Annotated in this window: 15 protein-coding genes; 6 read left to right on the top strand and 9 right to left on the bottom strand. The window is 58.8% G+C overall.

What is annotated here, in order from left to right:
• Window positions 1–529: 529 nt before the first annotated feature.
• Both ACH79_RS29860 and ACH79_RS29855 read right to left on the bottom strand, forming a co-directional pair.
• Window positions 530–1165 (bottom strand): class I SAM-dependent methyltransferase, encoded by a 636-nt coding sequence (locus tag ACH79_RS29860; protein ID WP_161854128.1) that lies wholly within the window; start codon window positions 1163–1165, stop codon window positions 530–532.
• A gap of 131 nt (window positions 1166–1296) precedes the next feature.
• A complete protein-coding gene (locus tag ACH79_RS29855; protein ID WP_371419296.1) occupies window positions 1297–2148 on the bottom strand; it encodes an alpha/beta fold hydrolase in 852 nt (283 codons plus the stop codon).
• Window positions 2149–3088: 940 nt separating this feature from the next.
• Between ACH79_RS29855 and ACH79_RS29850 the strand changes: the two genes are divergently transcribed.
• Complete coding sequence (locus tag ACH79_RS29850; RefSeq protein ID WP_161854126.1) at window positions 3089–3547, top strand: DUF3237 domain-containing protein; 459 nt, start codon at window positions 3089–3091, stop codon at window positions 3545–3547.
• An 87-nt stretch (window positions 3548–3634) separates the two neighbouring features.
• Here ACH79_RS29850 and ACH79_RS29845 read toward each other — a convergent pair whose 3' ends face one another.
• The 4 genes from ACH79_RS29845 to ACH79_RS29830 form a co-directional block, all read right to left on the bottom strand.
• Window positions 3635–4288: a glutathione S-transferase family protein gene (locus ACH79_RS29845; RefSeq protein ID WP_161854125.1), complete on the bottom strand. Its 654-nt coding sequence runs from the start codon at window positions 4286–4288 to the stop codon at window positions 3635–3637.
• Between the two features lie 77 nt (window positions 4289–4365).
• Complete coding sequence (locus tag ACH79_RS29840) at window positions 4366–4896, bottom strand: dihydrofolate reductase family protein (protein WP_161854124.1); 531 nt, start codon at window positions 4894–4896, stop codon at window positions 4366–4368.
• Between the two features lie 164 nt (window positions 4897–5060).
• Window positions 5061–5486 (bottom strand): YciI family protein, encoded by a 426-nt coding sequence (locus ACH79_RS29835; RefSeq protein ID WP_161854123.1) that lies wholly within the window; start codon window positions 5484–5486, stop codon window positions 5061–5063.
• A 210-nt stretch (window positions 5487–5696) separates the two neighbouring features.
• Window positions 5697–6566 carry an SDR family oxidoreductase gene (locus tag ACH79_RS29830; protein ID WP_161854122.1) on the bottom strand — a complete coding sequence of 290 codons (870 nt, stop codon included), beginning with the start codon at window positions 6564–6566 and terminating at the stop codon, window positions 5697–5699.
• 104 nt (window positions 6567–6670) lie between these two features.
• Here ACH79_RS29830 and ACH79_RS29825 point away from each other — a divergent pair, with 104 nt between their 5' ends.
• The 3 genes from ACH79_RS29825 (at window position 6671) to ACH79_RS29815 (ending at window position 8777) form a co-directional block, all read left to right on the top strand.
• Window positions 6671–7561, top strand: a complete 891-nt coding sequence (locus ACH79_RS29825; RefSeq protein ID WP_161854121.1) for a LysR family transcriptional regulator — start codon at window positions 6671–6673, stop codon at window positions 7559–7561.
• 616 nt (window positions 7562–8177) lie between these two features.
• Window positions 8178–8492 carry a hypothetical protein gene (locus ACH79_RS29820; protein WP_161854120.1) on the top strand — a complete coding sequence of 105 codons (315 nt, stop codon included), beginning with the start codon at window positions 8178–8180 and terminating at the stop codon, window positions 8490–8492.
• 57 nt (window positions 8493–8549) lie between these two features.
• Window positions 8550–8777 carry a hypothetical protein gene (locus ACH79_RS29815; RefSeq protein ID WP_161854119.1) on the top strand — a complete coding sequence of 76 codons (228 nt, stop codon included), beginning with the start codon at window positions 8550–8552 and terminating at the stop codon, window positions 8775–8777.
• Between the two features lie 234 nt (window positions 8778–9011).
• Here ACH79_RS29815 and ACH79_RS29810 read toward each other — a convergent pair whose 3' ends face one another.
• Window positions 9012–9410 carry an HIRAN domain-containing protein gene (locus tag ACH79_RS29810; protein WP_161854118.1) on the bottom strand — a complete coding sequence of 133 codons (399 nt, stop codon included), beginning with the start codon at window positions 9408–9410 and terminating at the stop codon, window positions 9012–9014.
• A 122-nt stretch (window positions 9411–9532) separates the two neighbouring features.
• On the opposite strand from ACH79_RS29810, the gene ACH79_RS29805 reads away from it, so the two are divergent.
• A complete protein-coding gene (locus ACH79_RS29805) occupies window positions 9533–10324 on the top strand; it encodes a DUF4145 domain-containing protein (RefSeq protein ID WP_161854117.1) in 792 nt (263 codons plus the stop codon).
• A gap of 199 nt (window positions 10325–10523) precedes the next feature.
• Window positions 10524–11975, top strand: a complete 1452-nt coding sequence (locus ACH79_RS29800; RefSeq protein WP_161854116.1) for an SEFIR domain-containing protein — start codon at window positions 10524–10526, stop codon at window positions 11973–11975.
• Window positions 11976–11997: 22 nt separating this feature from the next.
• On the opposite strand, the gene ACH79_RS29795 is transcribed toward ACH79_RS29800, so the two are convergent.
• Both ACH79_RS29795 and ACH79_RS29790 read right to left on the bottom strand, forming a co-directional pair.
• Window positions 11998–12315 (bottom strand): hypothetical protein, encoded by a 318-nt coding sequence (locus ACH79_RS29795; RefSeq protein WP_161854115.1) that lies wholly within the window; start codon window positions 12313–12315, stop codon window positions 11998–12000.
• On the bottom strand, window positions 12312–12695 hold the full coding sequence (locus ACH79_RS29790) for a hypothetical protein (protein ID WP_161854114.1): 384 nt from the start codon (window positions 12693–12695) through the stop codon (window positions 12312–12314). Before ACH79_RS29790 ends, ACH79_RS29795 begins: the two co-directional genes overlap by 4 nt.
• Between the last annotated feature and the right edge of the window lie 235 nt (window positions 12696–12930).

The following is a 12930-nucleotide window of genomic DNA, read 5'->3' as shown; positions in this document are numbered from 1 at the left end:
CGAGGTCTCGTGTGCCGTTGGCATAGCAAGAGATGCACACGAGCATACAGGTACAGCGGGAGCAGCCCGGCCTTCCCTGCGCGATGGCTTTACGGCTTACTTCGTGCTCTTCCCGGAGAACGGCTCTTTTGCCTCCGTCGTCGGCGGGATACTTCCCGCCAACTTAGCGCCAGCACCGCGGCGCCCGAACCACACGACTTCGCCGTACGCCTCACGTCACGTACGTCGTCGTGACATCAGCGTCCATCGCATCTCACCGCACGTTCGTGACGATCGCGAAGCGCCCCTCATCCGCCGTGAGACGGCCGGAGTTATGCGACTGATTTGGGTGAGAGTGAAAGCGGAATATTTTTGCTTCCCGGCTTGACATGATTTCTGAAAATCAGAAGTGATTTGCCCGTCATGCCAGTTCGTCGCAGCCGCGCGTTCCAATTGCGTTTGCGCGAAGCAAATCAATTCGCAAGGCGCAGCGAATTTGTAGCCCGCATGAGCGAAAGCGATACGCGGGGATACAAAGCGGCGATCGACGCTACTTCCTTGCCACGACGAACGGCCGCGCATCCTTGCCGCGGGAGGCATGGCGGGCGCGTTCGATGATTTCAAATCCTGCCGCCGAAATCTCGCGTTCCAGATCCTCCGCCGACAGAAACGCCACATAGGGCGCCTTGCCGACGAGCTGCATCAAGGGCAGCGCGACGCGCAGCAGCGAATTCATTTCCTTCAGGCACGGCGTCTTGGAAATGAAGTGCCCGCCAGGCCGCAGCAGGCGATGGATACCTTTCAACGCTGCTTCGCGCTCCGCCACCAGATGCAGAACGTTGAAGCCGAACGCGACATCGAAGGTCCCGTCCGGCCACGGCGCCGCCTCGGGCCGCGCCACCTCGAACGTGGCATTGCTGCAGCCTTCGGCCTTCGCCTTGTCGCGCGCGATCGCGATCATTTCGCCGGACAAGTCGGTCGCCACGATGCGCCCGACCGATGACGCAAGCTTCAGCGCCGTCGTTCCCGTTCCGCATCCGAACTCGAATGCCGTCTCGGCCCCCTTGAGGTAATGTCGGGTGCGCTCGAGCGTGCGCTCATAGCCCGCCATATCGGCAATCGGGTCGGTGGCATATTTGCGCGCAGCGCGGTCCCAGAACTGGGCGTCGTTTACGAGACGAAACATGGCGCGTCCTCCTGCGCAGCGGCTTCTAGCATATGCGCAGGAAATGGAAATGCTGACGGCGGCCGTAGGGCGGGTCAACGAAAACGTAACCCGCCCTTCACGAGTCCGTCACGATGAGCGAATGCGATGGATTAAGCTTGAATCCGGGAAAGAAAGTCTCTCATCAAGTTGGCCACTTCGTTGAGATTCGTCTCCAACAGCCAGTGACCGCCATCAAGGAAATGCAGTTCGGCGTTCGGCAGGTCGCGCAAATAGGCGCGCGCGGCGCCTTCGGGCATGAAGCCATCTTTCGGACCCCATATGATCAGGGTCGGCGGTTGATGATCCCGCAGATAACGCTGATAGCGTGGAAACCAGGCGAGATTGTCCTTCAAGCCCGCAATCACATGCACCGCAATCTCCTTCCGGCGCGGAGTCGTCAAAGCCCAGTGCAGCTCCCACAAGTCGGGAGGAATGGTCCTGGCCTGTTCGGGTTCGACATCGTTCAGGAATTCGTCGCGATAGCCCTCTCGACTTACCGCCGCTGCAAGCTTGCTGCGATTCTCCTGTGTCGGATGAGCGAAATACTCATTTAGTGGCGCGTATTTAGGACCTAACTGGTCCTCGTAGATGTCGCCGTTCTGGATGATCAGCGCCGCCATCCTCTCCGGCGCCTTGATGGCGAGCCGAAGACCGATCTGAGATCCGAAATCGTGCAGGTAGAGCGCGAATTGCTTGAGGCCGAGGCGGTCAGCAAACCGCGCAAGGAAATCCGCATAGCCGTCAAAATCGTATGCGAAAGATTCAGGCGTGTCGCTGTAGTCGCATCCAGGGAAGTCAGGCGCGATCAGGCGCCACCGATCTTCAAGAAGCGGCATCAGGTTCCGGAATTCATACGATGAGCAAGGATAGCCGTGTGGCAAGAGCACGGCAGGCGCATCAGATGAGCCTGCTTCCCGGAAAAAGATGCGACTTCCGTCGAGATCCATCCATTCGTGTCGCATCGAGCCTCCCGAAGACGGCATGTCATTTTGCGTTCAACGCGCCGTTCGTCACAAGGTTCACAACGGATGCGCTTGAATGTCGCGCGCGGCATCAGCGCGGGACAAGTCCCGCCCTCAAATGGAAGCTAAGACTGTTTGTCTATTTCAGCGCAGGGCGGGTCAGTGAAAGCCTGACCCGCCCTGCTTGCACAGCTCATTCCGACGAGCTGGGCGACGGCGGAATACGCTTTTCCGCCTTACGGGCTGCCTTTCTTGCGGCTTTTCGAGCAGACCAACGCGCTCGAAACCGCTTCAAGACGCGAAGCGTCATGGGAGCAACCGCTTGAAGCGCTATAGAAGCGCTTCCGGCTACCAGCCCTTTGACAACATCAAATGCTAAATCGGGCCAAAAGTACCACATGACCCCTGCGTCCTTCTTCACAGGGGCACCGCCGGACAGCAGTGGGCAGAGAAAAGAAATAGAAAAGCCCCGTCCGTCGCCGGCGGGGCCCAGTAAATCTCTGTACGCGGTAATCAGCGCACGCGAAACCTCTTTGGTTCACCCGCTCAAGGTGGACTTGAGAATGAGAGAGGCACACATCACAGGTGCCGTGCGATTAAAGCCGCGCATAACGATGCTCCTGAAACGAAAACGAACGGCCCCGTAGCAGGGATTCCCCCACCAACGGCGGCCATTCATCTTACACAACCAGACTGGACGGCTCCTGTCTGTGTGCCATTTCACAATTGGGAGCATATATGTAGCCGTGATCCAGTTCGGCTATCGCGCCGCCCCTCCGCGGCGAGGAGCAGAAAGGGCTGGAAAGCGGATATCGACAGCGGAGCACCTGCCGATTGGGCGCAAGGAAGCGCATGAAGCGCGTCATCATCACGGGCACGTCTGGAACCCGCGCGCCGGCCCGGCCGTTGACCGATATTTCCGACTACGAAGGCCGATCCAATGGCTGGTCTTGAATTCGAGATGACATATCGTCTGCGCGTGCGCGGTCCGATGCCGACGACGCACGGCTCACCCGTCGGCGCGCGCAGCTACTGGGAGATGAGCGAAGGCACACTGGAAGGCACGCGCATCAAGGCGCGTATCGCAATGCCGGGCGGCGACTGGTACCGGCCGGGCTCGGATGGCTTTGGTCGGCCCGATGTCCGCGTCCAATTCATCACAGATGACGACGCCGTCATTCTGCTGCACTACACCGGCCTCGTGCAGATGAATGACGCCTTCACCAAGGCCGTCGAGACGGCCGGCACCACGCGCTTTGAAGATCACTACATGCGGATGGCAATGCGCTTCGATACCGGCGCACCGAAATACGCCTGGCTCAACCAGCATCTGTTTGTGGCCGAGGGCCGCCTCACCGGAAAAGACCAGATCGAATACCGCATTTACCGCGTCACCTGATTCCTGCGCCTTTGTTTGCGAGATTTGTCGAGCGCTTCGATGAGGGAAGATTCCGCGGCGACGACTTCGCGCCCAGGACGGACATCATCAGCCGGTCGGCGGCTTGCCGGTGTTGACGGCCAGTTGAGCGGCGAAAGCCCGTTTGTAGGCAGGCCGCGCTTCACCGCGGGCGAGATAGGCTGCCAGGTTTGGGTATTCATCCAGAATGCCCGATGATTTCAGCCTGAGCAGCACCGACACCATCATCAGATCGCCCGCGCTGAACGCACCATCGAGCCAGTCGGCATCGCCCAGACGGGCGGAAAGTTGTTTCAGCCGGTCGCGAACGCGATCCTCGACCAGAGGCAAGCGCGCGTCATGCCAGGGCCTGTCACTCTCCAGGATCTTGGCGGTTGCAAGTTCAAGGATCGGCGGCTCGACCGTGTTGACAGCGGCAAACATCCAGGTGATCGCGCGCGCCCGGGCATCGGCATCGTCAGGCAGAAGGCCCGCATGGCGCTGGGCGACATGGAAGACGATCGCCCCTGTCTCGAACAGCGCGAGATCGCCTTCCTCATAGGTCGGAATCTGGCCAAAGGGATGAAGCGCCAGATGCGCGGGCTCCTTCATCGCACGAAACGAAACAAGGCGAACCTCATAGGGTTGGCCCACTTCCTCAAGCGCCCAGCGAACGCGCGTATCGCGCGCCAGCCCTCTGCCGCCATCGGGTGACCGTTCAAAGGCGGTAATGGTGATGGTCATCGCGAGGCTCCTCCTCGGGCGGTGGATTACGCCTCCGGCTAATCCACCCTTGTAATAGCGCAATCTGAGCCGTGGGATTAAGCAGGAGCGTACGTCAACCTGATCACGCCCTCGCCTATTTGATCGCTGGCTACGAGGCGAAGCGGCGGCCGGGGGCCAGCGAAGAACGGCTTGCCGCGACCAAGCACGACGGGGTGAAGGTAGAGTTTATACTCATCAATAAGACCAAGGTCGGTTAGGCTTCTTGCCAGGTCTGGTCCGGAAACGTCAATCTCGCCAACGAGCTGAGCCTTTAGCTCACGTATCACCGCCTCGAAGTCATCCCCGACGAGAGTGGCATTGGGGCCGACCGACTTCAACGATCGTGATACGACCCACTTCGGTTGGCGCCGCCACGCCGCCGCGAAGTCGCGTTCCTCCGGGGTCCACTCAGGATGGTCTTCGTCCCAATAGCGCATGACCTCGTACATGCGGCGGCCGTACACACTGCCCGTCACGCCGCGCACTTGCTCGATCCAGTGACAAAAGAGCACAGGATCTGGCGCAAATTCCTGATGGTCGACATAGCCGTCCAGGGACAGGTTCATTCCGAAGACGATCTTCGCCATGCTACAATTCTCCACCGCAGCTTCTAGCTGACGTTGCGCGGAAGTGAGGCTGAACACAATCTGCGCGCCGCTTTGTCGATGACCAATAACCGGAGGTCCGCTTCCCACCATTCTCGGCCATTCAGCACGCGCATCCTGGTGCTTCCATTTTGCGGGTTCACGACCTAGGCGACGCCGAGTTTCCCGCGCGTCCCGTCATGGGGCGTCGAGAGCTCTTCGGGCGTCAGAAATTCGGCCAGATCCGCCGCCTCGAGGAACGGCCGGATCTCGATCTCGCTCGGGCCCGGTATGGGATTGGGGCAGCGCTTCGCCCAGGCCACGGCCTCGTCCATGTCCTTGACCTCCCAGATCGAGAAGCCGGCGACCATCTCGCGGATCTCGGCGAACGGCCCGTCGATGACCGTGCGGCCGGGACCATCGAAGGCGATGCGCTTGGCCTGGGCGCTGGGCATGAGGCCGGCGCCGGCCACCAGGACGCCGGCCTTGACCAGCTCCTCGGTGAACCGGTCCATCGCCTCGAACGCCTCGGCCGTGGGGGGCACGCCCTTTTCGCTGTCCTCAGTGGCTTTCGCGAACACCATAACCCGCATCGTCTGTCACCTTGTTTGAGCCGGCCCCTTTTGGCGCTCATCGGGAGGACGAACGAGCTTGTCGGAAACCGACATCGTTCTGCAGATTTTTTCGATGTTCGAGATGCGCGGCAGGAACGACCGCTTTTCGGGTCAGCGGGGGCGGTCCCGGGTATCGCTGCGCTCACCCGGGCTGCGCTTGCTTGTGGTCGGAGTTTGGTTGCTCGGTCCTCAGGCCGCGGAGGCGATCTCGGTCGCGAAGTTGCGATAGGAGTGCAGCGGGCGGCCCAGGATCTTGGTCAGACGTTCGACGTCGCCGGCCTCCGGGATCATGCCGTCGCTGACATAGCGCTCGGCCATCAGGCGCATTTCATACGCCATCCACTTCGGCATGAATTTCGCCAGATTCTGCTCGAACGCGGTGGGATCATCGCCGCCATAGGCAACCGGGCGACCCAGGACGTCTGACCAGATCGCGGCCACGTCCGAACCCGTCAGCGTATCAGGGCCGACCAGATTGATGGTTTCGATCGGCAGCTTGCCCGGAGCCTGCTCGCGACGGATCAGCTCGATCGCTGCGACCTCGGCAATGTCGCGGGCGTCAACCATGGCAACACCCTTGCTGCCGATCGGCATCGGATAGACGCCGTAGTTGAAGATGACGTCTTTAATCATGAGCTCATTGTCGATGAAGTAGGCTGGACGCAGGATCGTGGCGCTGAAGCCCATCCGTTCGATCATTCGCTCGGCGCCGGATTTCACCGCGAAGTGCGGCACGTTCACGAAGTGATCGCTGTGGATCACCGACAGATAGACCACCCGCTCGACGCCTGACTCGCGGGCAATGTTCAGCGCGATGAGCGCTTGGGTGAATTCGTCTCCCGCCACCGCATTGAGCAGGAACAACGTGCTGACGCCGGTGAACGCAGTGCGCAGCGAGTCGATATCGAGCAGGTCGCCCTGCACAACCTCCACACTGGCCGGAAAGTTGGCCTTCGAGTGATCGCGGACGAGGACGCGCAGGTCGGCGCCGCGCTTGACGAGTTGCTGGACGACTTGGCGGCCGACACGGCCAGTGGCGCCGGTAACGAGGATGGTCATGGGGATCACTCCGGTTGGGGGTCAAAAGACACCCTGCAAATTAGTGATCCACCTTTGGACCGATAGACGTTATATTTGGACATACTGTCTCATTGGTGGAACATATGGACCTGCTTGCTCTCGCTGATTTCAATCTTGTCGCCCGGCATGGAGGGTTTGGGCGCGCCGCGCGAGCTGCGGGACGCCCAAAGGCAACGTTGTCCCGCCGGGTCTCGGAACTGGAGGCCGCCCTCAACCTGCGTCTGTTCGAACGCGGGGGACGCACACTGAAGCTCACCGAGGAAGGACGTGCGCTGTTCGAGCGAGCGGGCCTTTTGCTCACCGAACTCGAAGAGACGGCGGCGGCGATCGCCTCGGGCGGTGAAAGGCCGCGAGGCAGGTTGCGGATCAGTGCCCCGCTGCTTTTCTCTCAAACAGCCATGGGAAAGATCGCCGCGGGGTTCGCCCTGAAGTATCCGGAGGTGAGGCTCGAGGTCACGACGGAAGACCGTGCGGTCGACATGATCGAGGAGGGATTTGATCTGGTGATCCGGGTCAATCCGGATCCAGATGATAGCTTGGTTGGACGAGTCTTCCTGCGCGATCGGCTGCTGGTCGTGGCAAGTCCCGACCTCGTCCGACCGGCCGGAGATCTTGCTGCTCCTGCCGTCGTGCGCTCGGCCGGTGATCGACTGGCCTGGAACGTAAAGACGCCTGCTGGCCGATCGACAATCGCGGTCGAGCCTGTCCTCGCGCTGTCATCACTCATCATGGTTCGGGATGCGGTGCGAGCGGGCGTCGGCGCTGGCCGTCTCCCCTTGTCGCTCGTGAGCCACGATTTAGCCGGCGGCACGCTGGTACACTGGGGGGATATCGATGGACCCGAGATTACCTTGTGGACGCTCTACCCATCCAGGCGGCTACTGAGCGCTCGGGTGGCGGCATTCCTCGACTATCTAAAACAGTCCTTTCCTATGGGAACGCCTGATGAGCTGGCCGCCTATATCGGCAAGTGACACCCAGGAAGCTGGTCTATCCAGCCAAGCTCCGGCATTACTCTACAAGCGGATGGCTATTCCGCCTCTGGCGGATCTACTTTTCAAAGAGCATCAGGGTGTGGGCCCGCATTCTCGCGGCGCGTTACGCCCGAGCTTTGCATCTTCTTTGCCCTCCTCTTGTTTGGAGGGCGCAGGGAAGACCGGGTGCTTGCTGCACCCGCGGTCTCGCGTGCGATTTGCGCAAACAAAACTGCACACGAGCATACAGGGCAGCGGGAGCATTCCGGCCTTCCCTGCGCAAGGGAGAGTATGGGCACAAAAATGCTTTATTATTCAATGTGATGAGATTGGTGTGTCCACCGTGGTGTCACTTCGAGAATTGACGGCGCGGTAAAGCCCCATCAAGAAAATATTTTCAAAAACCTATGACAGCCTGACATATAGCCCGGTTGACGACGCTGTAGAGCGCCATAGACTTGAAGGATCGAGGGGCCGACCCGATCTCAGGCTACCTCACTGGTGCTTGCACCATCGCGCGGCAAGGCAAGGCAAGGGAGTTTTCCGACCTTGCGGGTTAAGGCGAGCGTGATCGGGGCCTAGCCCAAAGGTCTCCTCTTGTTTCGGGAGACTGAAAATGACCGTCCATAATGCACGCCTGCGACACGGCCACGCGCCTGGTCATGTCCGGGAAACCTTCAGCAATGCTGTTGACCAATTCCTCAACTGGAAGCCGGGCGAAGCGGAGCCCGTGGTCGAATACGAGGTCAACTACGAGCCTCATTCGATCTCGATCTCGCGCGCCTGCACGCTGGTCTGGAATTGCACGGACATCGCGCCGGGCGATCTTGTTTCCGATCTGCTCAACGATAATGTCCAACTGAAATCGCGCACCTACGCGGCCTGTGCGCGGGCCATGCACGCCGCGATCCTGTTGCGGTTGACGAAGTAAGCAGACGACGGCGGAGCGCGGGTTTGTCGTCAACCCGCGCTCTGCTACAATGACCGGATGCCAAACCCTACCCCCAAGATCCTACTGGCGCTCGCGATAATGACCGGCGCAGCGTCGGCGCAACAGCTCATGTCCTACGACTCTCGCGGCAATGTCGTTGGCCGGTCTTCGACCGATGCGCGAGGTAAGGTGATCAGCCGCGAGTCCACCAGCGGCAACACGACGACCGTCTATGACGCGGGCGGCCGGAACGTCGGCAGGGTCACGATTGGAAGCAGGAAGTAGCATGGCAATCGTCCTGTGCCCCGTTTGCAAAGGGAAGTGCTTATGCGTCGCATGTGACGGGCAAATGGAAATCTGGAACGAAGCAAAAAGGATTGGCTGGCTTACCCAGTATGCAGCAGCCAGAATAAGAACGTCTCGGATAATGGGGTATGCCAAACTTGCAGGGGCATTGGCACCATTGATGACACCGCGCCGCTGCGTGGTGGGGCGGGCTGATGCCAGCGCCAGCTTTCGTCATTTCATACGCGGCGGCCAGGCGAGATTCAGCTTCACGCCAAAATGCGCCGAAGAGCCACCATCCAGCTCGAAGCCGCCAACAATTTTGGCGCTGCATTGGCCGCTGCTTTCTCCCAGCGCCGCTCTGTACTCCAAAGCCATCTCACGCGGGAGATAGCCAACGCCGCGAGATTCGATCTCGACCCGCACAGCGTTAGGATCGGCAGCATTGTCATTCTCGGGGACTAACGCGGCGCTCACCTTGATGTCGTGGCCAGAACCGCCGTTCTTTCGATAGAGCATCTGAAGCACGTCTTGATAGCGCGATTCACCAACCACCGGCACGACCCAGCCGCGCCCTGGGCGCAAGGCTGTTAGCCTTTGCTCAAAGCCGAATAGCCTTCTCAAGAATCCCATTTCGCCCCCCAAGGTGATCACAGTAGCCCTGTGAATAGCCGAGACAAACGTCCCGACCCTCGTATTGCTACCCTGCATTGTGCCACCGTGAAGGCTCCCGATTCGCAAGAAAGGAGCGCGGAATGGCAGGCAAGGAAGTTGCGCCACAGCTTGGTCTAGATTCTTATACCTGCCCGCACTGCGGCGCATTGGCCCATCAGTTCTGGTTTCAGGTAAATTTGAATGAATTCGAACGAAAGGAAAAGCCGTTCGTTTTTTCGCTTCCTATCGTTGAACAATTTGCAAAGCAGAAAAGATCGGACCTCGAAGAACAGAATAGGGCGGACGCGCTACTCAACCGGTTTAAGAGGAATGAAGTAACTTTTGAAGTCAAGGATTACCTAAGCCCTCGCCTGCGAATGATGAACATGTATCTAAGCCGCTGCCATGCGTGCGATGCAGTTGCCGTCTGGATAAAAGATAAGTTGGCGTGGCCAGTACACTCGCTAAAGATCGAGCCCCATCCAGATATTCCGGCTAACGTAAAGGATGACTTCGTGGAGGCTGCGGCGATTGCTGAAACATCGCCAAGGGGATCGGCAGCTCTGTCGCGGTTGATCATTCAAAAGCTGATGCTTGACCTCGGTGAAAGCGGTAAGGACATCAATGCCGATATTGCTTCGTTGGTTCAAAAGGGATTGGAAGTGGAAATACAACAAGCGCTCGACGTCGTGCGGGTTGTCGGCAACAACGCCGTGCATCCGGGCAAGATCGATCTCAGTGACGACGCAGGAACGGCCCTAGCGCTGCTTCAGCTTATCAATCTGGTGATAGAGCGGCGTATAGCAACGCAAAAACGAATTGCCGAGATGTTCAACACTCTGCCACCCGGTGCGTTAAAGCAGATCAAGGACCGGGATACTAAGACGCCCTGATGCCCGCGCGCAGTGAGCGGCGATTTCTGTGTCAGCGTCCCCCGCCCAGTCCCTTGGCTTCGGTCAACAGCGCTTTGCCGGTCTCGATCACCTTCTCGACCCGCAGCCCTGTGAATATCCGGGACAACGGCCACAACCCTCATCTTACTACCCTGCATTGTGCCACCGTGGGATCTCCCGATTCGCAGGAACGATTTGAATGGCCGCCCCCAGAACGTTTATCTCCTACAGTTGGACTTCCCCCGACCATCAACAGTGGGTTCTTGATCTCGCAACGCAGCTTCGAGAGAACGGGGTCGATGTCATTTTTGACAAATGGGATCTGAAAGAGGGTGACGATGCAATTGCGTTCATGGAGCGAATTGTTACCGACAAAAGCATCGAGAAGGTAATTGTAGTCTCTGATAAACAGTACGCGGAAAAGGCCGATGGGCGACAAGGCGGCGTCGGCACGGAGACGCAAATCATCACCCCGCAAATCTACAAAAAGGTTCGAGATCAGAACAAGTTCGTGTGCGTGATATCTGAGACTGACGCGGAGGGGAAAGCCTATGTTCCTACGTTCTATCAAGCTCGTCTCTACATCGATTTGAGCAAGGAAGAAATTTTCTCGGAGAATTTCGAGCAACTCCTAAGGTGGATATTCAACAAGCCCGCGTATCCAAAACCCCAAGTCGGAAAGCCGCCAGCATTCCTCGATGAGAAAACCGTTCTGTTGCCGACAAGATCGAAAGCAAGACGGGCAATTGACCAACTACAAAAAAGTTCGGATGTAAGTAACGCCGCGCTTGCCGATTATCTGGAGGCGCTTTCCGAGAATTTTGAGAGCCTGCGGCTCGATGATAACAGTCCTCAGCCGTTTGATCAGGCGGTAGTCGATTCAGTCGCCGCCTTCCTGCCCTACCGGGATGAATTCATACACGTGATGGGCGTACTGGCGCGTCACAACCCGAAACCCCAACATATTGCGACCGTCAAACGTTTTTTTGAGCGTTCACTTTCTTATTATTACCCTCCACCGAGCATGCATTCCTATCATGAGCACTGGTTCGACAATTATCGATTCATTGTCCACGAGCTATTTCTTTATACAGTCGCGCTATTCATTAAACATCAGTGCTATTCGAGTGTTGATGAGGTTGTGCGAGGCGGCTTCTACCTCGGGAATCTGAGCCAGTTCTCGCACGAGTCTGTTCAGGCGCTTTCAATTCTACAACAAGGCACCGGGTCGCTGGACCAGATACGAAACAAACGTCTTTCGCTAGGTCGGACGTCAGTACGCGCAGACATGCTCAAGGCGCGATCTAATGGGTCAGCAGTTGACTTTGCAGAACTCATGCAAGCCGACTTTGTTCTGTTTATCCGCGATGCGGCTGACGCGGTAGCGCAAGGAACACACAATCGATGGTATCCGGTGACATTAGTTTATACGGGCAGTCGGTCGGCACCATTTGAAATTTTCGCGCGCGCACGGTCCGCGAGTTATTTCCAGCAGATTGCACCGATGCTCGCTTTGCCAAGCCTAAATCATGTAGCAACCCTTCTCGACAATTTCGGAAAAGGGACTGGGCTATATCTGCCACGCTGGAATTACTATTCTATGTCGCTACAGGAACTGATGGGCTCAGATAAACTTGGCACAATCGCGTAAGAAATTGACAAGAGGGTGTTGTTCATCGTTCACATTCTTCCAGAAGCACCACCGCCCATGGCAGCGAGCCGTCGCCGCCACCGAGACACAACCATGGCAGGCTGTCGGGGAATGTATCCGGGCGACCCGACCGCCAGAATGCCATCAGCTCATCGCGGTTGGCCGCCCAGTCGGCGCGCATCTCGTCGCTGATGAAGGCCGTCAGGTCCGTGCCAATGCCGTCACCGTACCCGGTATAGCCTTGCACCGGGTACACGATTCGACCCGTGAGGAGTTCGTGACGGCGGTAAGGGCCGATTGAACTGCGCGATGCGCGCTTGCGCCGGACGATGGTGGTCATGCTTCACCTCTGTAGGGTCCGGCCGGGCGGCCGATCTCATGACGCGCGGGCTCGATGTCGAGCCCGCGGCGGTGCAGCGACCTCACGATGAAAGATTGCGCGGCGAGTTCGTGCCGCAGAAGCGGGTGATCTTTCAGCCCCGCCTTGGTGCGGATGGTCGGACCGTCGCGCGCGATGGTTGACGCATATTCGGCAACTCGGTCGGCAGCGGCGCAAATCTGGGCCAACATTGCCAGTCCACCCGCGTCGTCGATGACGTAGTCTGCGTGGATGGCGTGCCAGAGCTTCGCGCCCGATTCGCCCAAGCCGGGCGGCGGTGCGAGCGGATTTGGCTTCGATGCCAAGTCGATCACCGTGAGTGTGGGAGGCTCTTTGGCCACGAGTTTTGTCCTCGCGAATGTTCCTACCCAGTTCCAACATACTCCGAGCGCCGCCGCGCCGGAATATGCTGGGACCGTCTTTTTTCGGACCTCCCCCCGGCCCCCGAAGAGTTTAGGCGATGTCCGCTCTAGTGCGCATGCCGGACCCACGTTGGACATCGCGACACGTCTGAAAAGTGCCAATAGGCGACATCGCTGGCTTGGCTTGCTACAACTACTGAAACTGCCATCTCAG

The sequence above is a fragment of the Bradyrhizobium sp. CCBAU 051011 genome (assembly GCF_009930815.1).
Lineage (GTDB): Bacteria > Pseudomonadota > Alphaproteobacteria > Rhizobiales > Xanthobacteraceae > Bradyrhizobium.
Note: the sequence above shows the minus strand (reverse complement) of the source record. Positions and strands in the feature narration are given on the sequence as shown.